This is a genomic window from Nocardia sp. NPDC001965 (assembly GCF_053594175.1).
On sequence record NZ_JBSFDZ010000022.1, the window covers coordinates 42,923 to 66,760 of the forward strand.

17 protein-coding genes are annotated in these 23,838 nt (G+C 68.1%); 7 read left to right on the forward strand and 10 right to left on the reverse strand.

Going from position 1 to position 23,838, the window contains the following annotated elements; genetic code table 11:
* Positions 1-446 precede the first annotated feature (446 nt).
* Together mfd and ACWCPQ_RS25495 are read left to right on the forward strand one after the other, a co-directional pair.
* Positions 447-4,061, forward strand: a complete 3,615-nt coding sequence (gene mfd, locus ACWCPQ_RS25490; RefSeq protein WP_449903166.1) for a transcription-repair coupling factor — start codon at positions 447-449, stop codon at positions 4,059-4,061.
* Positions 4,062-4,159: 98 nt separating this feature from the next.
* Positions 4,160-4,813, forward strand: coding sequence for a MazG family protein (locus tag ACWCPQ_RS25495; RefSeq protein ID WP_449903268.1), 654 nt, complete (start codon positions 4,160-4,162; stop codon positions 4,811-4,813).
* A gap of 466 nt (positions 4,814-5,279) precedes the next feature.
* Here ACWCPQ_RS25495 and ACWCPQ_RS25500 read toward each other — a convergent pair whose 3' ends face one another.
* The 9 genes from ACWCPQ_RS25500 to ACWCPQ_RS25540 form a co-directional block, all read right to left on the reverse strand.
* Positions 5,280-5,855 (reverse strand): TerD family protein, encoded by a 576-nt coding sequence (locus tag ACWCPQ_RS25500; protein ID WP_449903168.1) that lies wholly within the window; start codon positions 5,853-5,855, stop codon positions 5,280-5,282.
* A 233-nt stretch (positions 5,856-6,088) separates the two neighbouring features.
* On the reverse strand, positions 6,089-6,571 hold the full coding sequence (locus ACWCPQ_RS25505) for a pyridoxamine 5'-phosphate oxidase family protein (RefSeq protein ID WP_449903170.1): 483 nt from the start codon (positions 6,569-6,571) through the stop codon (positions 6,089-6,091).
* A 216-nt stretch (positions 6,572-6,787) separates the two neighbouring features.
* Complete coding sequence (locus ACWCPQ_RS25510; RefSeq protein ID WP_449903172.1) at positions 6,788-7,246, reverse strand: flavodoxin domain-containing protein; 459 nt, start codon at positions 7,244-7,246, stop codon at positions 6,788-6,790.
* Positions 7,247-7,284: 38 nt separating this feature from the next.
* Positions 7,285-8,688, reverse strand: a complete 1,404-nt coding sequence (locus ACWCPQ_RS25515; protein ID WP_449903175.1) for an MATE family efflux transporter — start codon at positions 8,686-8,688, stop codon at positions 7,285-7,287.
* Positions 8,685-9,821: a PLP-dependent cysteine synthase family protein gene (locus tag ACWCPQ_RS25520; protein ID WP_449903177.1), complete on the reverse strand. Its 1,137-nt coding sequence runs from the start codon at positions 9,819-9,821 to the stop codon at positions 8,685-8,687. The genes ACWCPQ_RS25515 and ACWCPQ_RS25520 overlap by 4 nt, the downstream gene beginning before the upstream one ends.
* A 55-nt stretch (positions 9,822-9,876) precedes the next feature.
* Positions 9,877-11,259, reverse strand: coding sequence for an alanine racemase (locus ACWCPQ_RS25525; RefSeq protein ID WP_449903179.1), 1,383 nt, complete (start codon positions 11,257-11,259; stop codon positions 9,877-9,879).
* Positions 11,250-12,260 (reverse strand): ornithine cyclodeaminase family protein, encoded by a 1,011-nt coding sequence (locus tag ACWCPQ_RS25530; RefSeq protein ID WP_449903181.1) that lies wholly within the window; start codon positions 12,258-12,260, stop codon positions 11,250-11,252. The genes ACWCPQ_RS25525 and ACWCPQ_RS25530 overlap by 10 nt, the downstream gene beginning before the upstream one ends.
* Positions 12,232-13,392: a TauD/TfdA family dioxygenase gene (locus ACWCPQ_RS25535; RefSeq protein ID WP_449903183.1), complete on the reverse strand. Its 1,161-nt coding sequence runs from the start codon at positions 13,390-13,392 to the stop codon at positions 12,232-12,234. Before ACWCPQ_RS25535 ends, ACWCPQ_RS25530 begins: the two co-directional genes overlap by 29 nt.
* A gap of 302 nt (positions 13,393-13,694) precedes the next feature.
* Complete coding sequence (locus tag ACWCPQ_RS25540) at positions 13,695-14,903, reverse strand: DUF7373 family lipoprotein (protein ID WP_449903185.1); 1,209 nt, start codon at positions 14,901-14,903, stop codon at positions 13,695-13,697.
* 145 nt (positions 14,904-15,048) lie between these two features.
* Between ACWCPQ_RS25540 and ACWCPQ_RS25545 the strand changes: the two genes are divergently transcribed.
* Positions 15,049-16,590, forward strand: coding sequence for an FHA domain-containing protein (locus tag ACWCPQ_RS25545; RefSeq protein ID WP_449903188.1), 1,542 nt, complete (start codon positions 15,049-15,051; stop codon positions 16,588-16,590).
* A 10-nt stretch (positions 16,591-16,600) separates the two neighbouring features.
* Here the strand turns inward: ACWCPQ_RS25545 and ACWCPQ_RS25550 are convergent, their stop codons facing one another.
* Positions 16,601-18,034 carry a metallopeptidase gene (locus ACWCPQ_RS25550; RefSeq protein ID WP_449903191.1) on the reverse strand — a complete coding sequence of 478 codons (1,434 nt, stop codon included), beginning with the start codon at positions 18,032-18,034 and terminating at the stop codon, positions 16,601-16,603.
* A gap of 113 nt (positions 18,035-18,147) precedes the next feature.
* On the opposite strand from ACWCPQ_RS25550, the gene ACWCPQ_RS25555 reads away from it, so the two are divergent.
* From ACWCPQ_RS25555 to rpsI, 4 genes are all read left to right on the forward strand, one after another.
* A complete protein-coding gene (locus tag ACWCPQ_RS25555; protein ID WP_449903194.1) occupies positions 18,148-20,754 on the forward strand; it encodes an FHA domain-containing protein in 2,607 nt (868 codons plus the stop codon).
* A 91-nt stretch (positions 20,755-20,845) separates the two neighbouring features.
* Complete coding sequence (locus ACWCPQ_RS25560) at positions 20,846-22,654, forward strand: hypothetical protein (protein ID WP_449903270.1); 1,809 nt, start codon at positions 20,846-20,848, stop codon at positions 22,652-22,654.
* A gap of 172 nt (positions 22,655-22,826) precedes the next feature.
* On the forward strand, positions 22,827-23,270 hold the full coding sequence (gene rplM / locus ACWCPQ_RS25565) for a 50S ribosomal protein L13 (RefSeq protein ID WP_449903196.1): 444 nt from the start codon (positions 22,827-22,829) through the stop codon (positions 23,268-23,270).
* A complete protein-coding gene (rpsI, locus tag ACWCPQ_RS25570; RefSeq protein WP_449903199.1) occupies positions 23,267-23,779 on the forward strand; it encodes a 30S ribosomal protein S9 in 513 nt (170 codons plus the stop codon). Before rplM ends, rpsI begins: the two co-directional genes overlap by 4 nt.
* Positions 23,780-23,838 lie beyond the last annotated feature (59 nt).

Below are 23,838 nucleotides of genomic sequence, written 5' to 3' on the forward strand. Positions count from 1 at the left end.
CGCGTCTTCGCTGTGGTGAGCACCCCATCTCCTCGCCGTCCCGAGCACCCCCCACCCCCCACCTCGCCCTGCGGGTCTGTGTTCTCGGTGTGCGGGCTCTCCTCCCCGGTTGTACGGCTCTGTGTCCCGGTTCTACGGCTCTGTCTTCTGTTCCGCCGGGAAGCCCCGTGCCCACCTCGTGCACCCGTACCCCTTGCCGCCGATATTCGCGCACCCCGCCTCGAGCCCCCCGCCCGGACCACTTCCTGTCCGGCGCGACCGGCGTTCTCTTCGTCCGCGGCGTGCAGTTCACCCGGCCACCTCTCTTTGCGTTCCTTGCCGCTGGTCGCCTGACCTCGGCAGACCGGCGGAGAGGTCTGTCCGGACCGCTGGTAATTCACTGGACGCCCGTCGATAGACTCGCGGGGCCCGGTGGAATCGCTTTCGTTCGGCGTTCAGGAGTAAACATGTCTGCCCCACGTCCACCACTCGCGGGATTGGCCGCCGCGGCCGGTGCCGACAGCGCGTTGCGGACCGTTGCCGGGATGCTCGGGCGGTCGCCGGTGGAGTTGGTGGCGCCGGCGGCGGCCCGGTCGTTCGTCGCGGCGACCATGGCGGCCGAGCGGCCGGTGGTGGTGGTGACCGCGACCGGCCGGGAGGCCGATGATCTGACGCTGGAATTGGGCGAGATGCTGGGGGCGGCCGTCGCGCAGTTCCCGTCTTGGGAGACGCTGCCGCACGAGCGGTTGTCGCCGGGCGCGGATACCGTCGGACGCCGGCTGGAGGTGTTGCGGCGGCTGGCGCATCCGGAGGATCCGGTGTTCCCGGAGCCGCTACGGGTTGTGGTGACCACGGTGCGGTCGCTCATGCAGCCGATGGCGAGCGGTTTGGGTGATATCGAACCGATTGTGTTGCGGATCGGCGGGGAGGCCGATTTCGACGAGTTGATCTCGCGGCTGGTCGAATTCGCGTATACGCGGGTGGATATGGTCGGTAAGCGCGGCGAGTTCGCGGTGCGCGGCGGCATCCTGGATCTCTTCCCGCCCACGGCAGACCATCCGGTCCGGGTGGAGTTCTGGGGGGACGAGATCACCGAGTTGCGGCCCTTCTCGGTGGCGGATCAGCGTTCGCTGGGGGAGACCTCGAGTGATCCGGTGGTCGCGCCGCCGTGCCGGGAACTGTTGCTCACCGCGGCGGTGCGGGAGCGGGCGGCGGCAGTGGCGGCGGCGAATCCGGCGGATGCCGCGCTGGTGGAGATGCTGGCGAAGCTCGCCGAGGGGATCCCGGTCGAGGGGATGGAGGCGCTGCTGCCGGTGTTGCAGCCCGGCGAGCTGCGGTTGCTGACCGAACAGTTACCCGAACACACCCATCTGCTGGTGTGCGATCCGGAGAAGGTGCGTACCCGGGCGGCCGATCTGATGCGGACCGGTGAGGAATTCCTGGAGGCGTCGTGGACCGCGGCTTCGTTCGGGGGTGACGCGCCGCTGGGTGCGCACGGGCTGGATCTGGCCGCGTCGGCCTATCGGCCGCTCGCCGATATCCAGGCGAGTGCCGGGGGGCGGGAACTGCCTTGGTGGACGTTGAGTCCGCTGGCGTCCGGTGACCCGTCGGAGGTGGAGTTGCCGGTGCAGTCCGGCCCCACCGCGCGCGGTTCCGACGAGCTGGTGGCGACTATTTTCGCCTCGTTGCGTGCGCATGTGACGACCGGCGGACGGGCGGTGGTGGTGCTGGCCGGGCACGGTACGGCCGCGCGCACCTTGGAGCGGCTCGGTGAGGCGGAGGTTCCGGCCGCCGAGTTGACTGCCGGTGCGGAGCCGGTGCCCGGGGTGGTCGGGGTGCTGTGCGGGTCGCTGCACGACGGGGTGATCTTCTCCGATGCCGGCCTCGTGGTGGTCGCGGAATCCGATCTCACCGGTAATCGGGTCACCGCCCCGGGCGACGGGAAGCGGCTGCCCGCCAAACGCCGGAACCAGGTGGATCCGCTGGCGTTGAACGCCGGGGATATGGTCGTGCATGATCAGCACGGTATCGGCCGTTTCGTGGAGATGATCGAGCGCACGGTCGGTGGCGCCCGGCGCGAATACCTGGTCATCGAATACGCGCCCGGTAAACGCGGCCAGCCCGGCGACCGGTTGTTCGTTCCGATGGAATCGCTGGATCAGCTGTCCCGGTATGTGGGCGGGGAACTGCCCAGCTTGTCGAAACTGGGCGGCGCGGACTGGGCGAACACCAAGCGCAGGGCTCGTAAGGCGGTGCGGGAGATCGCCGGGGAACTGGTGCAGCTCTATGCTGCCCGGCAGGCGGCGCCCGGCCACGCGTTCGGCCCGGACACGCCGTGGCAGCGGGAGATGGAGGACGCCTTCGCGTTCACCGAGACCGTCGATCAGCTGACCGCCATCTCCGATGTGAAGGCGGATATGGAGAAGGCTGTACCGATGGACCGCGTGGTGTGCGGCGATGTCGGTTACGGCAAGACCGAGATCGCGGTGCGGGCGGCTTTCAAAGCCGTGCAGGACGGTAAGCAGGTCGTGGTCCTGGTGCCGACCACGCTGCTGGCCCAGCAGCATCTGCAGACGTTCTCCGAACGGCTCGCCGGATTCCCGGTGACGGTGAAGGGTCTGTCCCGGTTCACCGATCCGGCGGAATCGCGGGAGGTGCTCGCGGGGATGGCCGAGGGCGAGGTCGATATCGTCGTGGGTACTCATCGGCTGCTGCAGACCGGGGTGCGCTGGAAGAACCTCGGCCTGGTGATCGTGGACGAGGAGCAGCGTTTCGGGGTGGAACACAAGGAGCACATCAAGGCACTGCGCACGCATGTGGACGTGCTGACCATGTCCGCGACTCCGATTCCGCGCACGCTGGAGATGAGTCTGGCCGGTATCCGGGAGATGTCGACCATCCTGACTCCGCCCGAGGAACGGCATCCGGTGCTCACCTATGTGGGCGGCTACAACGACAAGCAGGTCACCGCGGCCATCCGGCGAGAGTTGTTGCGCGACGGCCAGGTGTTCTATGTGCACAACCGGGTCTCTTCGATCGAGAAGGCGGCCAAGCGGATCCGTGAGCTGGTCCCGGAGGCCCGGGTGGTGGTGGCGCACGGGCAGATGAACGAGGACACCCTCGAACGCACCGTGCAGGGTTTCTGGCAGCGCGAATTCGATGTCCTGGTATGTACCACGATCATCGAGACCGGTTTGGACATCTCCAACGCCAATACGCTCATCGTGGAACGGGCCGATGCGCTCGGGCTCTCTCAGCTGCACCAGTTGCGCGGGCGGGTCGGGCGCAGCCGTGAACGCGGATACGCCTACTTCCTGTACCCCGGGGAGAAGCCGCTCACCGAGACCGCCTACGACCGGCTCGCCACCATCGCGCAGAACTCCGATCTCGGCGCGGGTATGGCGGTGGCGATGAAGGATCTGGAGATCCGTGGCGCCGGTAACGTGCTGGGCGCCGAACAGTCCGGGCATGTGGCGGGTGTGGGTTTCGACCTCTATGTCCGACTCGTCGGTGAGGCGGTGGAGGCTTACCGGGCTGCCGCGGACGGGAAACCGATCACCACCGAGGAGACCAAAGAGGTCCGTATCGACCTTCCGGTGGATGCGCATATCCCGCCCGATTACATTGCCAGCGACCGGCTCCGGCTCGAGGCCTATCGCAAACTCGCCGCCGCGCACGACGATCCGGCGCTGGCCGCGGTGGTCGAGGAACTCGTGGACCGCTACGGCCCGCTGCCGGTCGAGGTCGGCCGGTTGGTCTCGGTCGCGAAACTGCGGCTGCTGGCTCGGGAGTACGGGGTCACCGAGATCGCGGTCACCGGGACGACGGTGAAGGTTTCGCCGCTGTCGCTGCCGGATTCGAAACAGATGCGGCTCAAGCGGATCTACCCGAGCGCAACCTATCGGGCGGCCAGTTCGGTGGTGCAGTTGCCGCTACCTCGGGTGCAGGACAGCGTCGGGGCCGATCGGCTGCGCGATGTGGTGCTGCTCCAGTATCTCGCCGATCTGCTGCTCGCACTCGACGGTAAGGCCGCCGGTGCGGTCGACCTCACGGTCGCGACCGAGGTGAGTCCGGCCCGATGACAACTCCGGGGGAGGCGTCCGGCGACCGGCCGGACCGAGATGTGCTCGAATCGGAGACAGCCACCGTCGCCGCCGGTCTGACCGAAGCGGTGGAGGTGATGGACCGGTTGTGGCGGTTCGGCGGCTGGGAGGTCACCCAGACCCACGATTCGCTGCGGCCGTACCTGCTGGAGGAAACCTACGAGCTGCTCGACGCGATCCAGGAGGAGGACGCCGGCACCATCTGCGAGGAATTGGGTGACCTGCTGCTCCAGGTGCTGTTCCATTCGCGGATCGCCGAAGCGGCGGGGGAATTCACCATCGACGATGTGGCGGCGGCGCTGGTCGCCAAACTGGTGAACCGCAGTCCGCACCTGGTCGCCGGTCCCGACGACTACGGGTTCGACACGGCGGTCACGGTCGACGAGAAGGTCGCTGCACAGGAAAAGGCCTGGGAGGAGAGGAAATCCGCGGAGAAGACCCGGCGTTCCTGCCTGGACGGTATCGCCATGGCGCAGCCGGCATTGGCGCTGGCCGAGAAGGTCCGCCAGCGGAGCGCGCGGGCGGGTCTGCCCGGCGATCTGATCCCGGCGCAATTGCGTACGGTCCGACTGGGTGAGCCCGACAGCGCCGAGGAACGGTTGCGCAAGGCCACGCTGCGGTTCGCCGCCGCGATCCGGGCGGCCGAGGACGCCGCCGAAACGGCCGGCGGCATCCGCCGCCCGCTGTCCGCAGCGGACTGGCGCAGGTACTGGCCGGTCGACAGTCCGTAGAAGCCCACAGCGGAGCCTTTCATATACGGCGCCTCGGGAACAGCACGGTGGGCTCCGCGCCACACTCCGGGCCGTATCGCCCGGAGTGGACGTGTCACAGTCGCCGCGATCGGAGAACACCGGGACTTTTTCCGAGTCGCCGACTGCCGTGCCACACGACGGGTTCGGAAACCGAGCGCAGGAGTGTCGGAGACACCTGAGTCCTATTCCGCTGTAATGAGATCGGTTCGGGATCTCACCGACCGTATCCTGCGGCGAACAGCCCACCGGGTATCGACGTCAGCCACACACCTGTCGTCGACAGAACGATGTACGTGGTCGGCAGGCGGAAATCGCCGACTGGAAAGCTGGTGAAGCGGTGCCCGTCTCGCCGCCCGAGTGGTCCTCGTAACCGCGGAGAAGCCCGTGGACGGCGCAGCGCTGCCGTGGGTCCGGTCCCGCGAGTGGAGCGTCTATCCGCGGATTCTCAGACGTTGACGCCGTAGTCGCGTGCGATACCGGCCAGACCCGATGCGTAGCCCTGGCCGATCGCGCGGAACTTCCATTCGCCCTGCCGGCGATAGAGTTCACCGAAGACCATGGCGGTTTCGCAGGAGGCGTCCTCGGACAGGTCGTAGCGGGCCAGTTCGGCACCGGTGCTCAGATCGACCACGCGGATGTAGGCATTGCGGATCTGACCGAAGGACTGACCGCGCTGATCGGCATCGTGGATGGAGACCGGGAAGAAGATATTGGTGATCGTCTCCGGGGTAACGGCCAGATCGACATTGATCACCTCGTCGTCACCGTCGCCCTCGCCGGTCAGATTGTCACCGGTGTGCTCGATGGAGCCCTCCGGTGACCGGAGGTTGTTGTAGAAGACGAAATGCTGATCCGAGAGGACTTTCAGGCTCGGCCCGGTGGCCAGGGCGCTGGCATCCAGGTCGTAGTCGGTGCCCACTGTGGTGCGTACATCCCAGCCGAGTCCGACAGCGATCTTGGTCAGATTGGGGGCCTGCTTGGACAGCGAGACATTGCCGCCCTTGGCCAGTGTGACGCTCATGTTCTCCTTCCCACCGCGCCGAAGGCGCTCGATTCTCACAGCGTCGAAGGCGCTCGATTCTCACAGCGTCGAAGGCGCTCGATTCTCACAGCGTCGAAGGCGCCCTTGTGACAGCACCGAAGGCGCCCGGCTCACGTAGCGCGAGGGCACCCGATATCCGCGAGCGCCGGGGTGCTCGGCCGAAACCCGATGAGAGCCGCCCTATCGGACGGGACCGGGACGCACGGCCGGATTCAGAACTTCTCTTCGTTCTCCGCCCAGGATTTCAACGTCGCCACCCGGTGCTCCAGAGCGTGTAACTCGCTGTCGTCGAGTACGGTGCGCTGAATACCCTGGGCCACCGCGAAAGCCGACTGCCGGTGATCATCGATCACATCCACATCGAGACGCACGGCCACATAGTCGTCGGCGCCGGGCATCTCCTCGGCGATGACCTTGGCCGCCCCACGCGCGCACAGCGCCACATTGCCGCCACCCAGAATGAGCAACGCGACCTGCGGCCGCTCGCGGAGCCGGGCCAGCGATCCACGATCGAATTTGAGGCTCAACAGGATTCGCCGGTCGCCTGCGCGCACCGGCCACGAGACCGGGATGGCATGCGGCGCGGGATCGGTGGTGACCAGAACCGCGATCGTCTCCTGCGGCCACTCCGGCAGCGCTTCCAGCTCGGGATGGTCGGTTGCGGGATTTTCCGCAGGACTGATTCCGGCTGCCATATCGTCCCCTCCTGGATCGACGTGGTACAGCGGGGGTAATGCCGTACCACGCACCAGTCTAGAGGTCGGCGCGGACACATGCGGGGGAAGCACCAGGCCCCGACCTGCGCCGGAACGCGCTGGTATCGGCCACAATCGGTGAGATCCGGGAAAGGCAGACCTCAGAACCGGAGGTGAGCGCTGTATCGGTCGCCCGCTCGGCCGGATCGTCCGGGCTCAGGCGCCGGCCAGGGTGGTGGACTCGAGGGGGAGAGTCCGGGCCCATTCGCGGCCCATCGCGGCGGGCGCGATATCGGTGGACGCGTCGTGGCGGGCGTGTTCGCCGATCTGGATACCACCGAATGCGGTGAGCTTCTCGGCGGCGATCTCGCCACCCCGGTTGAAGGTGTTGTCGTAGACCGAATCGCCGAGGCCGAACACGGCGAAGTGCAGACCGCGCAGATCCGGGCGGCGCGCCTCGAGTGTTTCGAAGAACGGTTCGGCACCGGTGGGCAGGTCACCCGCACCGTAGGTGGAGCACACGATGATGTGGAAGCTCTCGGTATCGAGGCCGGCGATATCGAACTCGCTCATATCCGCGACCGTGACCTCGTGTCCGGATATCTCCGCGGCGATGTTCTCGGCCACGTTCTCCGCTGTGCCCATTTCCGAACCGAACAGGACGACGATACGCACCGCCCGACTCCCTCCGCTCAAACTTTGGAGAGGCAATCCTAACTTACGACCTGCCGCGGGCGAGGAGCCAGCACGGCGTCCCGCTGGTCCAGCAGACTGAAGTATTTACGCAGCATGAGGGCGGCGGTGGCGGCCAGGCCCGCGGTCAGCCCCCACCAGACCCCGGCCGCGCCCATACCGACCGGATAGGCCAGTACAAGTGCCGTCGGCAGGCCGACGATCCAGTAGCCGACCACCGACAGCCGGAAACCGGCGTCGGTGGCCTGCAACCCGCGCAGCAGCCCGGTGCCGATGTTCTGCGCCGCGTCGAAGAACTGGAGCACGATACCGATCAGCAGGAGCGACCGCGCCACCGCCGCGGTCGCCTGATCGGTGGGATCCAGGAAGGGACGCAGCACCAGATCGGGGACGAAGGCGTAGGCGAGCCCGGTGACCAGGGCGACCGCCCCGGCGAATTGCAGTGCCAGCCGGGCCAGGCCCCGCGCGTGCGAGGTCTCGTCCCGGGCGACACTGTGGCTGACCAGGATCGAGGCACCGTGTGAAATGCCGATGGCGATCTGGAACACGATGTAGATCACCTGGTAAACCACATTGTGGGCGGCCAGCGCCGCCGGGCCCAGAGCACCCATCACCAGCGCGAGTACCGAGAACATCCCCGCCTCGGAACCGTAGGTGAGGGCGATGGGCGTGCCCAGCCGCAGTTCGCCGCGGACGGTCGCCATCCGCACCGGCCACGGGCGGACCGGCAGCGTAGGACCCAGTTCCGGATCGCGGCGCACCATCGTCGCGAACACGGCGAACATGAGCAGGAAGACCAGGGAGGTCGCCACCCCCACACCGGTCAGCCCGAGCGCGGGCAGCCCGGCCCAGCCGTGGATCAGGGCCATGGCGAGCACCAGGTTGACCGCGATCGAACCCAGGGTGACCGCGAGCAGTGCCTGCGGCCGCTGCATCCCCACGGTGTACTGGCGCAAAACCTGGAACCAGAGGCAGGGCAGTAGACCGGGGGCCAGCGCCACCATCAGCGGCCGGGCATCGGCCAGTACCCCGGCGTCCTGACCGAGCCACTGCAGCGACCAGCCGAGGCCGATCAGTATCGCGCCGCCGAACAGGCCGGCGACGGTGGCGATCAGGAAACTCGACCGGACCACATCGCGGACCTCGGGTTCGGGATCGTCGCCGCGTTTGCCGGCGGCGCCCACCGCGGCGGCGATCTGGTTGCCGCTACCGGTGATCAATCCGACGCACATGGTGCGGATCTGGTTGAACAGCACCAGCGCGAGACCGCCCGCGGCGACCGCGCGTACACCGAGGCCGCCCATCAGCGCGATATTGGTAGTGGATACGGCCACCTGCGCGAGCTGGGTCAGTGCGATGGGGGTGGCCAGGGCGGCCAGCCGCCGCCCGTCGGGACGAATTCGCGAGAGAGGTGTGCCGATCACCGGGCCCGCACCATAGTGTCCGATTCCTCCGTATGTTCGTGGTCGTCCGGCCGGACGGCGCGGACGGCGTGGGTATTCCCGGCAACAGCATCGTTCAAAACGGCCGCCCCCACCGGATGATTGCCCCGGCTCCCGGGGGCATACCGGGTGAGCATGGCGTGGACGTCGCGCTCGGTATCAGGGTCGAGCAGCTCTCGGGCGGCCATCCAGTCGTCGTCGAATACGGTGTCGAGATACTTCTCGCCTCCGTCGCAGACAATGGTGACCACGGTGGATCCGGCCGGGAATTCTTCGAGCCGGGTCAGCGCGGCATGGACCGAACCGCCCGCGGAACCGCCGAGCATCAGGCCCAGCCGGTGCGATATCGCGCGGCAGGTGGCGAACGCGGCCCGGTCGGTCACCTTCATCCCCTCGTCGAGGAGGTCGTAGTCCACCGCGGTACCGATGGTGGCGCCGGGCGGAGTGCCGGTGCCCGACTGCCAATACGGTCCACCCGGCCCGCCGAAGGCGATGGAACCGACCGGTTCCACTCCGATGACCCGCGGTACACAGCCGAGCTGCCGCAACCGGGTCGCGGTGCCGAACAGCGAACCGCCGGTGCCGACCGCGGACAGCAGGATATCGACGCGATCCACCTCGGCCAGTAATTCCTCGGCGACCGCGTAATAGCCGACAGCGTTGGCGTCGTTGTTGTGCTGTTCGGTGAAGAAAGCGTCCGGTTGCGCTGCCGCCATCGCGGCCGCGTGATCTTCCCGCGCCGAAGTCGCCAGATTGTCGTCACCGTCGTCGGCGACGAAAACCAGCTCCGCGCCCATTGCCCGCATCGCCCGCAGTTTGTCCTTACTCGCGTGATGATCGACCACCGCGGTGAAACGATAGCCGCGTTCGGCGGCGACCACCGCGAGACCGAGCCCGGTATTTCCGGAGGTGGATTCGATGATATGTCCGCCGTCGCGCAGCAAACCCCGACGCTCCGCGTCGAGAACCATTTCCCGCGCCATTCGGATCTTGGCGGCGCCGGTCGGGTTGAACTGTTCGAGTTTGAGCAGTAATCGGGTGCCGGACGAGGTCGCGGCCAATTCGAAGAGCGGGGTGCGGCCGATCAGGTCCGTGACACGGGTGACGAGGGACATGGCGGATCTCCTGGGCGTCGAATGCGGGCAGTGCGATGAGACCGGGGCTGCGGTCTCACTGACAGGGTTGATCGAGGGCCCAGCGATACCGGCCGCCCGGTGCGTCGGAGAGCACCACTTTCGGCGGAAGGGGTAATTCGTGAAAGGGCGATTCGTTGGAATCCATCTGATATCCGGCGGTATTCGGGTAGATCAGCAGATCGCCGGTGACGGCGGCGCGGGGCAAGGGAATGCGGCGCCAGCTCAGCATGTCCGATTCGAGGCAGGTGGCCGCCCCGACGACCGTGGCGGTCCGGGTTCCGGGCCCGTCCGGCCAGAGCACCGGATCGGGGAGGTATTCGCTGTCGAACCATTGTTCGGAGAGGCTCAGGCTGGATCCGTCCACAGTCAGGACCCGGTAGGGCTGCCCGTGTTCGTGGCGGGTCTTCCCGCCCTGCACCCGGAAAACCGTGCTGCCCGCCCGGTCCAGCAGTGCGCGGCCCGGTTCGACCGCCAGCGTCGTCTCCGTGCGGCGCAGGCGACCGGCGAGATCGTCGCGTCGAAGAATCGCGGCCAGCATGGCCGGTCCGGGCTCGGGAAAGGAATACGGATAGTACGACTCGAATGCCTTGCCGGAATGGAACCAGCGGCGGGTCGCCTGCTGCCGGAAGGCAGACCAGTCGGCGGCGGGAACGTAGTCGACACCGAAGCCGCCACCGATGGAAATGATTCCGGCCGGATGTCCCAGTGTGCGCGCGGCCCGGCACCGGTCGATCAGTTGTCCGGCCATCGCGGCGCGCGGTTCCGGGTCGTAGCCGGAAAGGTGGAAACTGAATCCCTGTAGCGAGATCGAGGGATAGTCGACGGCTTCGGAGACCGCCTGATCGAGTTCCTCGGCCGACATTCCGAACCGGCTGGCCGAGGCGGCGGGTAGGACCCGCAGCAGCACATCGATCGGAATATCCAGTGCTGCCAGGCGTTTCAGCTCGCCGATACTGTCCACAGTGATCAGGCAGCCGTGCCGGCCGGCCAGCCAGTGCAGATCGTCGGATTTCTCGGGTCCGGTGACCAGCAGATCCGCACCGCGAATTCCCTGGCCCAGCGCCGCGGTCAGTTCGCCGGTGCTCGATACATCGATACCCGCTCCGGCGGTGGCGCAGGCTCGTGCCACGCAGGCCGCCTTATTGGCCTTTTTGCCGTAGTAGACGGTGCCCGACGTCCGGGACTCGGTGAAAACCTGCTGGAAGGCGCGGATATTGTCGACCACCCGGGTCGGATACATCAGGTGGAACGGTCCGCCGATCGCGAAGGCGATATCGCCGAGCAACTGCGGATCGGTCAGCACATGCTGTTCCCAGGGGTCGCGGTGCGCGGGCAACGGCGCCGCCACAGTCCCTTCGGACAGGTCGCCGGGGCCGGGTTCGGCCCCGGCGGGGGCATCGGCTCCGGTCAATCCCATAACGCCACCTCTGTGCCGCGGCCTTCGGCGATGGCGCGTTCGGCCAGGGCGTGGGCTACCGCGACATCGGTGAGCACCAGACCGCTGTTGTAGACGAAGATCTTGTCCGCCGCCCGCTGCCGGCCCACGGCACGCCGGCTCAGGATCTGCGGCAGTTCCGCGTCCACCCGGCGCAATTCGCCGTTGTCGTCGGCCATATCGGTGCCGGTCAGTGCCATCTGCTCGGCACTGGTGGCGACGACCCGGTCGGCGTCGCGCAGGGTCGACGGGGCCAGTCCGTAACCCACCAGCACCACCACCGACCCCGATTTCAGATGCTCGGATTCGATGGCGACCTCGGTGCCCGGGCCGGCGGTCGCCAGCACCACATCCGCTGTTCCCGCTGCGGCGTAGGGGTCGTCGACGTTCTCCAGCAGCGCGTGCGGTGCGTAATCGGCCAGTTGCCGGTGCACCGCCTCGATGCCCTCGGGGTGGGTGCCGTACAACATCAGCTTGCGCAGTTGCGGATTTGCGGCCAGTAGATGTGGCAGGGCATTGCGGCCCTGGGTACCGGTGCCGACGAGCAGCACGGTATCCGCGTCCCGGTGCAGTGTTTCGCGAACCAGCAGCGCCGATACCGCCGGGGTGCGCAGCGCGCCGACCCGGGAGCAGTCCATCATGGCGATGGGTGCGCCGGTGGTGTCGTCGTACAGCGTGATGGTCGTGTAGTAACGCTTGGTGGTGCGATCGTGCCCGGGATCGAACTTGTACGACGTCTTCATCGCGACCACCCGGCGCCGGCCGTCGCGGCCCAGCATCGCGTAGGCGACCGACCAGCCGTCCGGATTGGCGACACTGAGCTTGCGTGGATTATCGGAATCCCCGGCCGCCAGTGCGATATACGCTTCCTCCACCGCGCGGACGACCTCGGCCGGAGCCACCGGCACGTCGGCGAGATCGCCGCGGCTCAGGACACGCAAGGGGGTCGCTCGGTCACGTGTGCTCAACGGATCCTCGATCATCTACTGCACCGTTCCGCTCTGCCCGCGCCCGTTGCGCCGGTAGCGGCGCGAAGGGCGCGATGATTCGCTGACCGTATCCATTCTCCCCGGATTCGGCTGCGCGGCGCGGGCGTTCGGGTAGCCGGATGTTCACCCGTTTGAGCCAGCGGTCGGTGCCGTCGTAGCGGGCAGCGAACGGAACCCGGCCGTGAACTGCGACATCGTTGTCGACGAGGAGCAGCTCGCCGGGTTCGAGACAGGCCAGTACACAGACTCGTCGGAGTTCGTCCGTCAGCCGCCGGTACGCCGCCCGGTAGTCCGGATCGGCGTCGTCGAGCGGTGTGTAGGCGGGGTCGAATCGTACGGTGAGTGCCTCGGATGCGCCTTCGTGCCCGGGCTCGCACCACAGCGTCGGGACGGATACGGCGGTGGCACGATCGAATCCGGACCCGTAGGAGACGTCCGGCAGGATCGGCAGCGTGGGTGTGCGCAGTGTCGTCTGCTCCGCGGCCGTGAGCTCCACCCGGCGGACCGAGGAGACCGTGGTGCCGACGCGGTCGGGATTGCGCAGACAACCGAGCAGCAGCAGATTCGCACGCATCGGATGGAATGCGTCCTCGGTGTGCGGGCTGAGCAGAACGGTGCTGCTGGCACCGGACTGCTCGAGTTCGTGTCCGGCTGCCGGCACGATGTTGTTGACCAGGCGCCCGTCCTGCTGACCGGCCCAGCCGAACGGTTCACCGGCGGCCGCGGCGAGCAGAAGCATGGCGATGTCCAGCTCGGCCGAGCAGCCCGGCCGATCCGGCTCGGCGGTCCAGGCGGTCGCGCTCTGCCAATCCGGTGGGGTGGGGCCGATCTCGTCGTCGTGCAGGGGCAGCCGCCGCAGTACGCATGCCCCGGCCGATCCGGTCGGCGGGCGTACCGCGTGGCGTACTTCCGCGGGGAGTTCGGGCACGCGGGCGGTGATCTGCGCGATCAGCGCGGGGTCGGACAGTGCCCGCGCGGTATCGCCCGGCGCGGGGTCCAGTGTGAACGCGATCTCAGCGGCCAGTTCACGCACCGCCCGTCCGGCGGTTTCGGGTAACTCACGGTGCTCGATATCTTCGATGCTAGGTGGGTGAAGCGTCTTACGTTCGGAGAGAACGCTTTTCACCAAGGTTTCCTTTCTCGGAATTGTGGTTCGGAGTACCGGAGTGTGGAGTCGGTGCGAAATTAGTGCGTTCGCGCAGTCGTGGCAAGGGTTACCTAACTACCGCGCGTGATAGCAAATGGATATGGCAGGCTCAAAGCACAGGTGGGCGTGTGTACGGGCGCCGAGCGTTCGCGCCCCGATGAGACGCAGAACACGGTAAGGCTAGCCTGCCCTTGGAGCAAAATCGGCGCGACGCGCCGCACGGCGAGAGTGTCCGCGCCACAACGAATTCCGGACCGGCCACCGACCGGCCGGGGCGGGGATCAGAGACTGTTCGCGAGCAACGCGTACTGGGCCGCGGTCTTCTGCTCGACCTCGGTCTCGCTATCGCTGGACACGACACCCACGTACCGCTTGTACGGGACGAAGCAGCGGAAACGGTACTGGTGCTGCGGATCGCCCTTCGAATTGAGCTGCAGGCATTCGGCACCGGGGACACCGGCCACCGCGGGATGCGGATCGTAGGCTTCGCCCGTCGACGCGGCGAACCCGTCCACCAGGATCGGCGCCCCGGCCGGATCGCGCACCCGAGCCACCGAACTGCCGTCGGCATACGCGGCGCTCTCGAAACCGGATTCGTCCAGCAGGCGGGCGCGTTCGGGCTGGTCGTCGGCCGAAGCGATCAGATAGTTCCGGCCGTAGACGGCGAACTTGTCGGGATCGGGGACCTGCCCCGAACGATCGGCGACGACAACGCGCGACAGCATGTTCTCGGGATCGACCTGCAGATCCGCGATATCCGCGGTGGGAGTGGGCCGGAATCGGCGGAGTTGCGCGAGCTGGGCGGTGAGCGTCTTGTCGACCCAGTACACCAGATCCTTGCTGTCGGCGTTCGGCCGCTGGACGAACAGGGATATCACGAATTCGTCCTGCGCCAGGAAGGCGCCGATATTGGCGATACCGGGCCGCCAGTGCACCAGCGCGTCGGGATGTTCCACCGACTTCAGCCGCCGGTTGTCGGGGGAGACACCGATATCGGCGTCCTCCAACTCCTTCGCGGCCCTGGTGGCCGCCGCGGTGTCGGGGAAACGCAATGCCACCACGGTGACGGCGGTGGCGCCCGAGTCCGGACGGGTCTGCCCCTCCGGATCGTCGCGGTCGGCCCCGCTGGCCGCGTAACCGACCACCATCTTGCGGTTCTTCAGCACCGGCTCGGACACATTGGCCAGGAAGTCGATCGCGGTGGCCGGATCGGGCAGCACCTTGGAACCGCGTCCGTATCGCAACGAGGGGTCGATCCGGTCACTGGTGACGACCGCCTCCGCCATGCGGATGCCCTCCAGCACCGGCCCCTTGTCGCCGGCGTCGCCCGGGTAGTCGAACTTGTCGACCGGGAAATCACCGACCGCCAAGGTGCGTACGTCGATTTCCCCCGGGACCGCCGTCCCTGCCGGCGCGCCGCATCCGGACAAACCGGCCGCCACGAGAGCGACGACCGCGGCGACGGTGCTGACACGCGATATCCGAACCATGGGCCGGCCCCTCGTTCCGATCGAAACTGCGGTGTCGAAGTTACCCGACCGAGGGCGATCTCGGGGAGGGCGGCCGAGGCCCGGTGCCATACCCTGGAGCAGTGGCAGGCGAACCGCAGCGCGACTCCGACGGCGGCTGATCCCGATGCGGGATCAGCAGGTCGAGGTCGTCACCGGACCGCATGCGGCGGCCCGGGTCGCGGATGCGGTGGTGCTGGTCGCCCATCGCGGTGCGGGCCGGCCCACCGCAGACGCTCCCGCGATGCGCGCACTGGTCGCCCTGGCCGAACTCGTGCACGAAGCGGCCGCGCGGCGGCCCGACGGGCCGGGTGCGCTGATCGCCCGGGAAGCCACCAGATGGCTCATGACGCAGGGGGACCGGACCGGACCGGCGAACTCGACGGACTTCGGCATTCTCTCCACCGCGGGCCCCGGCCGTATCGCGATCTTCCTGCACGGCGCCGTCACCGCGGTGCTCGACGACGCGGCCCGCGAATACTTCCACGGCCGGGACGCGGCGTTCACCGTCGATCGCACCGCGGCCACCCCGGCTCGCGCGGTCGCGCTGTTCGTCGACGATATCGGCGTCGACACGGACCGGGATCCGCGGCCGGCGCTCCCGGCGGTCCGCGGAATCGGCCGGCTGGTGGAGGGGATCGCCGAGGCCGCCGGGGTGATCGTCTGGACATCGCCCGCGGGCGGGAACACGGCATCGCCGGCGGCCGGGATCTCGCGCCGCACGCGCCCGGAGGGCCCGGAATCGGGGGAGACCGCGGACGCCGTCCGGCCGCCCCGGGAATCGCCGGACCGGCAGCCGGACCCGCCCGCGGACCCGGATGCCGTGGTCACCGCGATATCGACACCGCTGATGGACACCGTCGAACTCTCCGAGCGGGGCAGCGGATCCGGTACCGGGCCGGGCGAACCCGAACCCGAACCCGTCGGCGGGTCGCGCGGGAGCGGCGAAACCGACCCGCACCGGGCGAAGACCGAGATCAGCGACCGGCAGCCGCACCGGAGTACCGCGGCCGATGCCACCCTCGGTGCCCGGACGGCGGATTCCGATCCACTGCCCCGCCCGCCCGCGCATCCCACCCCGCGCCGGGACCTGCCCTACGCCGCGCACGGACCGGCCGAACGCGGTACTCCGCCCCTGGACCCGGAACTGCGCCGCCGGACCGAGGCCACCGCCAAGGGCAACGCGCTCACCGTCAAGGTGATGGGATTCAAATGCGCGCGTGCTCATCCCACCGATCCGCGCGCGGCCTTCTGCAGCGTCTGCGGTATGCCGGTGGACCAGACCCAGCCATTGATCGAAGTGGTCCGGCCTCCGCTGGGCATCCTCGTCCTCGACGACGGCGCAACCTATCTGCTGGAGGGGGATTCCGTACTGGGCCGCGACCCGGAGAACTCCGAGCCGGCCCGGCGCGGGCTCACTCCACTCCAGGTTGTGGACAATTCCGGCGGAATGTCACGCGCACACGCGGAACTACGGCTGGTGAACTGGGATGTGACACTGGTCGACCGCGGGTCCACCAACGGCACCCGTACCCGGGCCGCCGGCTACCGCGACTGGGTGCGTATCCCACCACATCAGCCCGTGGTGCTGATCCCGGGAACCGAGATCCTGATCGGCCACCGCATGATGCGGTACGAATCTGCCGCACCGCCACCGTTCGGGTTGTGAGACGCCTCGGCTATTCGTACCGGGCACTACAGGTTTCCTCCCCGCCGAGAACCCCGGCACGGAACGCGTCCACCCGGGAGAAGCCGCTCGGGACCGTCTTCCCCTCGACGTCACTGGCGGCAAGGCCGTCGGCCAGCAGGCCCGATACCGCCTCGTCCAGGTCACCGGCCGCCAGCGTGATATCGCCCTGCGCCCGACCGGATTCCGCCAGCTTCCCGGTGGCCACTCCGGACAGACAGGCCGCCCGCAGCCCGGTCTTCGCACCCACCAGATCCTGGTCCCGGCTCCGCTGCACGGCCAATGTGTAGCGCGAGATGAACACCACGTACCCGTTGAAATCGCCGGTGACCTTCACCGGTAACGGGACCTCGGCATCATCGGTGGCCGTGCCGCGCTCGGCGAGCCCGTCGATATTGGTGGCGATCGTATTGCTCGCCGGGCAATACGTGACGGGTTCGGTGGCGACCCCGTCGCTGCACTCGATTTCCGCCCCGTCGTAACGATAGGTCGGTTCCTTCGGGGTCGGCAGGATCACCGACAGCGCCTTGCTCAGTTCGACGAGGCTCTTCTCGGTGATCTCGAACTCCCCGGACGCACCGTCGAAACTTTGCGGCAGATCGCCGCGGCGCTGCTCGATCTCGTCCATATCGATCCCCTTGCAGCCCTTGGCGCCGTCGGTGAAACCGATCTGCACGGCCGAAACCCGTTCGAAGGCCGAACCGTGCACACTCTCGGGGTCGTCGGGATCGGAATCGCGGATCGCCACCGTGGCGGCCAGCACCGAGTTCAGGCCGTCGGAGGTGTTGATGGTGAAGTAGTCCGATTTCCCCTCGGCCACCCAGCGCATATAGGCACCGGCGAAGCAGTCGGCCTGCTGTTCTTTCACGATGACCGGATCGTCGCGGTCGACGATCTTCGCATTGTTCTGGATGGCGTGCCCGTACTCGTGGGCGATCACCATCACCACCGACATCTGCCCGAAGGTTTCGGTCATGGTGGGCAGCAGCAGCGCCCGGTCCCAGCCTATGGAGTTGTCCAGGCGGCAGTAGGCCGCGTTCACCATGCGATAGGTCGATTCGGTGCAGAACTCCACCGAGTCGCGGCGCGAGTCGCGGGCGCTCCAGGAGATCAGTTTGTCCACCGGTGCGAAATCGCCGTCGAACTCGGCGTCGTAGTGCTCGTCCCAGTACGCCTGCACATCGGTGACGGCATTGAGCGCCAGCGTATCGATATCGCCGCCGTCGCTGTGCTCGGCGACCAGGTCGGAGGTGGGGGCGTTCTCCCGCGGACCGCTGGGACCACTCGTGGTCGGCAGGCCGGCCACCTGGAAGGGATTGTCGTAGATCGATACCGCGTGGCCGTCCACGGATCGGGTACACCCGGTGACCAGCAGTAGTGCGCACAGCGCCGAGACGACGACAGCAGAGGTCGAGAGTTTCGGCATGGATCCTCCCCCATTTCGGCCGGTTCGAGTGCTGATCGTTGCCTCCGGAGCGCGGACATAGCCCCCGCTCGGGGGCACCTCCGATGCCCGGGTAATGGAATAGTATCCGCTGCATGTCTGCACCGGGGGTGCGCACCATAACGGTGCGCCATGATGGAACCGAACGAGTCTTCGATTCGAATCAGCAGATCACGCTGGGCCGCGCGCCCGAGGTGACGCTGTTCGTCGACAGTCCGCTGGTATCGCGGGTACACGCGATACTGGCCTGGCAGTCGGGGGCCTGGGTACTCACCGACAACGGCAGCACCAACGGAGTGTTCGTCGACGCGCGCCGGCTCGGTGGGCCCGTCCCCATCGACCGGCCCACCCAGGTACGACTCGGTGACGCGATCAGCGGTCCGCTGATCTGGCTCGTGCCCGCCGGTGCTCCCCAGCAGCCACCGCGCCCCCAGGCGCAGGTGCCGCCACCGCAATCGCAGCCGTTACCGCGCCCCGCTCCGCCGCGCCCGCAGTCCGGCGCGCAACCACAGATCCCGCCTCCCGGGCAGCGCGGACCCGCGCCCGGCCGGCCGCTCCCGTCGTCACGTCCGGCGCCGGCGCAGCAGCGGCCACCGCACGGTGGGCAGCCGCCTCACCCGCCGCAGGTCGCCACCGCAGCCCAGCCGCCGGCCGTACCGCCGCAGGCCGCCAATGTGAACATGACCGCCAAGGCGAGCGTGGCCGCCGTACCGCCGGTCCGGCATCGCGCCACCGAGGGACCGGTCGCCCGGGCCGACCGGATCCCGCCGGGGGGTCTGGCGATCGGGCGCACCTCGGACAACCAGATCGTCGTCAACGATCCGCTGGCCTCACGTAAGCACGCGCGCCTGGTCGCCGGTGCCGACGGCCTCGCTCTCGAGGACCTCGGTTCGGCCAACGGAACATTCGTCAACGGTGTCCGCCGGCAGCGCACCGTTCTGCGCGAACGCGACATCATCACCATCGGCAACATCGACTTCGAGGTGCAGCAGGGCACCCTGGTACATCGGCAGCGCCCGGTCGCCGAACAGGGACTGGCCGTGCACGGGGTGGGATTCACCGTCGAGGGCAACAAACAGCTGCTCGTCGATGTGAACATGCAGGCCGCGCGTGGCACACTGACCGCGTTGATCGGCCCCTCCGGTGCCGGTAAGTCGACGCTGTCGCGCCTGATCGCGGGCAGCACTCACCCCTCCGGCGGCGCGGTGACCTTCGAAGGCCGTGATCTGCACGGGGAATACGAAGCGCTGCGTTCTCGAATCGGCATGGTGCCGCAGGACGATGTGCTGCACCGCCAGCTCACCGTCCGGCAGGCGCTGGGCTTCGCAGCGGAACTGCGGCTGCCACCCGACTCCTCCAAAGCGGACCGGCAGCAGGTCATCGACGGTGTCCTGCGGGAACTCTCGCTCACCGAACACGCCGACACCCGGGTCGACCGGCTCTCCGGTGGCCAGCGCAAACGCGCGTCGGTGGCGCTGGAACTGCTCACCGGTCCCTCGCTGCTGATCCTCGACGAACCGACATCCGGCCTGGACCCGGCGCTGGACCGGCAGGTCATGATGATGCTGCGGGAACTGGCCGACGCCGGCCGGGTGGTGATCGTCGTCACCCACTCTGTGGCCTGCTTGGACATGTGCGATCAGGTGGTGCTGCTGGCCCCCGGCGGGAAGACCGCCTACGCCGGCAACCCCGCGGGGGTGGAAGCCGCACTGGGCACCAGCGATTGGGCGCGGATCTTTGCCGATGTGGCGGCCAACCCGGATGCCGCGTTCGCGCACTACCGGTCCCGGCAGGCGGCGCTGCCACCGCCGCCGCCCCCCGCCGCGCGGCAGAGCGGCGGTGGTTCGCCCCCGCAGTCGGGCGCCTGGAAACAGTTCTCCACCCTGGCCCGGCGGCAGTTGCGTTTGATCCTGGCCGACCGCGGCTACCTCACCTTCCTGGTGTTGCTGCCGTTCGTGCTGGGTGGATTGTCGCTGGTGGTGCCGGGACAGTACGGGTTCTCCCCGCCACCGTTGACGCAGACCGACGACGGATCCTTCATCCGTGTCGGTAGTTCCGAACCGCAGCAGTTGCTGGTGGTGCTCATTCTCGGTGCCTGTTTCATGGGTTCCACCCTCACCGTCCGGGATCTGGTCGGAGAGCGGACGATCTTCGTGCGGGAACGCGCGGTCGGATTGCGCTCGGGGGCCTATCTGACGGCGAAGATCGTGGTGTTCAGCCTGGCCGCGCTGCTGCAGTCGGGAGTGATGATCGGTTTCGTGCTGCTGGGCAAGAAGCGGCCGGAGGAGGGATCGGTGCTGGCCGTCGGCGGCGTCGAACTCTATATAGATATCGCCGCCACCGCCGTCGCCTGTGTGGTGTTCGGGCTGTTGTTGTCCAGTCTGGCCAAATCCAGCGAGCAGGTGATGCCGCTGCTGGTGGTGGCGATCATGGGGCTGCTGGTGATGGCGGGAGGCCTGATCCCGGTGACCGATCGCGTGGTGCTGGAACAGGTCTCGTGGTTGTTCCCCTCGCGCTGGGGTTACGCCGCCGCGGCATCGACGGTGGATATTCGCTCACTGTTCGTCCAATCGCAACAGGACGGGTTCTGGGAACATGCGCGAAACGTATGGTTTCTGGATATCGGCCTGGTGGTGGCCATCACAGTGGTGCTCGCCCTCATCACCTGGACCCGCCTGCGGCTGAAGAAGTCCGCGAGATGAGAGCACTGACCGGGCCGATCGATCACTCGCCCCGCTGGTGGGTGGGGGCGGCGAGCGCGACATCTGTACACCAGGCACACTGATGCCTGTGATGGTGCGAGTAGGGGCAGTACATCTCGGGTGGGATGTGGTGTCCGTCGCCGCGGGCGGATCCGGCGTGCCCATCCGCCCCGTGCAGGTCGAGGGAAGCTACAACCCACCCGCCTATCTGCTGGCCGATGCCTCCGGCCGGCTCTATACCGCCGGCGCGGATCGGCAGCGGCCCGATCTCGGGATGGCGATCCCGGATGTGCGGGAGATTCTCGGGCATTCCCAGATCGTTATCGCCGGGGCCACCTGGCCGGCCGAACTGGTGTTCCGGGCGCGGCTCTACAACCCGCTGGCCGCCGTGGGGACCTATCTCCGAGGTAAACCGGATGTGGTCGCGCTGCCCTATCCCGACGATTGGCCGGACCCGAAGATCGACGCGTACGCCCAGCTGGTCGAACAACTCGATGTCGAGGTCGAGCCGATCCCGGAATCCATCGCACTGTCCGGATATGTCCGTGCGCTCGGCCTGGTCCGGCCGCCCGACCCCGCGTTGCCCGAGGGGGTCGGGGCCACCGCCGTCCATTTCGACGGACATGTGGTGGACGGCCGCGCCAATGTGCTCGTCGTCGCGGTGCACGGCGACGACGAACGCCCGACCGAATCGGTGTACGTGCCGATCGATCCCGAATCGACCCGCAACCCCCGGGTCGCCGACGACACCGTGATCGAAGTGATGGCCGCCGCGCGCTCGATCGGCGCGGACAATTCCACGGTGCTGCTGGCCGGGCAAGTGGTGTTCAACGAAACCCTGCGATTCGCCTTCCGTAACCATCTGGGGCAGCGGTTGAAGAAGGCCGAGCATCCGATGCATGCGCTGGTTCTCGGCGCTACCCATCTGCTGATCAGCGAAAACGAGGACACGGACGACGGTCCGGCGCCGTATCCGCCGCCCGGCCCGAGTGCGCCGGTGCCGCAGCCGGACCCCGGCGTTCCCGCGCCGAACCACGCGGTCTCCGCACCGCCTGCGCCCAACTCTGCCCCGAACGGGCCCGGCCCGGGGCAGAGCCCGCCGGGGTCGTATCGCCCCGCGCCGGGACCGCACCCGCCGGCCCCGAATATCGCGCCGCCGGGTCCGGTACCCGGACCGAACCAGGGCGGTCACGGCGCTGCTGCCCAGCCGCCGGGCCCGCCGGCGGCTCCTTTCTCTTATGGTCCGTCCGATCAGGAAGCCACGGTGAAGGTCGAGCGCGGCGAGTTGCCGCCACCCATATCGGGGCCGCCGAGCCGGTTCACCCGGCCGCCGGATCCGGCGACGGGTAACCAAGCGGCGGTGCCGCCGGGCCACGGCGGGCCGGAACCCGGCCGCACCGGACCCGGTGCCGGTGAATCGCGGACCGGTTCCGAGCCGGACGGCGATCGCGGTAAGGGCAAGCTCTGGAACAAGATGAAGGACAACCTGTTCGGGGCGCACGCCGTCGTCGGAGTGGCCGCACTCGCCGTGACGGCCTGGGGCGCGCACGGAGCGGGTACCGCGCAGGCCTATCCCGCCGCCGAGACCGCGGTCGCCGGCACGGCTGCGCCCGGGCTCCGACTGTCGACCGCAACGGCCGGGTGTGTACCCATGCCGCGGGTGACCGTCGAACCGCACGGCCGGTCGGCCACCGGCGACGGCGGTCCGGACAGTCCGCGCTACGCCCGTGTACCCGCCGCTCCCGGGCCGGGCGATTCGGTCCGGGGCGCCGTGCCGGAACCCGGGCAGGCCGAGGAGCCGGACCGGACCGAATGCGCGGAACCCGGTATCGACACCCTCCGTTACCTGGTACCCGGTCTGCCGGGTATCGCCGACCCGGGCCCGCCGATCGATATCTGACCGGCATCCGGCGATATCGGAGCAGCTTCCGGGCGGTTTCCGGATGCCTGTACCCGGCTGGTATCGTGATCGGCTGGTGTGTGGAACGCCGAGGCCCGGGTCTCAACCGGCCGCCGGGATTCCCTCGACCACGCACCGGGCCGGCAGCATCGACGACAGACAGGGAAGCACTGTGCCTACGTACAGCCCGAAGGCGGGTGACGTCACCCGGCAGTGGTACGTCATCGACGCCACTGACGTAGTGCTCGGCCGTCTTGCCGTTCAGGCAGCGAATCTGCTGCGCGGTAAGCACAAGCCGACCTACGCACCGCATATGGACGGTGGCGATTTCGTCATCATCATCAACGCCGACAAGGTTGCCATCAGCGGCAACAAGCGTCGGGACAAGCTCATCCATCACCACTCCGGGCACCCCGGTGGCCTGAAGTCCCGCACTGTCGGTCAGGTGCTGGAAACGCGCCCCGACCGGCTGGTGGAGAAGGCCGTCAAGGGCATGATCCCCAAGAACAAACTCGGCAACGCGATCGCCGGCAAGCTGAAGGTGTACGCGGGCCCGACCCATCCGCACACCGCGCAGCAGCCCGTTCCGTTCGAGATCAAGCAGGTGGCCCAGTGACCGCTCCCGAGGAATTCACCGAATACGACGAAGCGGTCGTCGAGGACGCCGCGGCCGAGGTGCTGGACGAGGGCGTTGTGTACGACGACGACGCCGAGTTCGTCGAGTACGCGGCTCCGCTGGACCGTCCGGTGCAGACCGTCGGCCGCCGCAAGGAAGCCGTGGTCCGGGTGCGCCTGGTGCCGGGTACCGGCAACTTCGTGCTCAACGGTCGTTCGATCGAGGACTACTTCCCGAACAAGGTGCACCAGCAGCTGGTGAAGTCGCCGCTGGTCACTGTCGAGCGCGTCGAAGGCTTCGATGTGCACGCCCGCCTGCACGGCGGCGGCCCCTCGGGTCAGGCCGGCGCGCTGCGTCTGGCCATCGCCCGCGCGCTGATCGTGGTCAACGCGGACGATCGTCCCGCGCTCAAGCGCGCCGGGTTCCTCACTCGTGACCCGCGTGCCACCGAGCGCAAGAAGTACGGCCTGAAGAAGGCCCGTAAAGCGCCGCAGTACTCGAAGCGCTGATATCACCGATGTCGGCTGTCCGCCCGCCGCGTGCGGGTGGACAGACCGGTGTCGGTTCC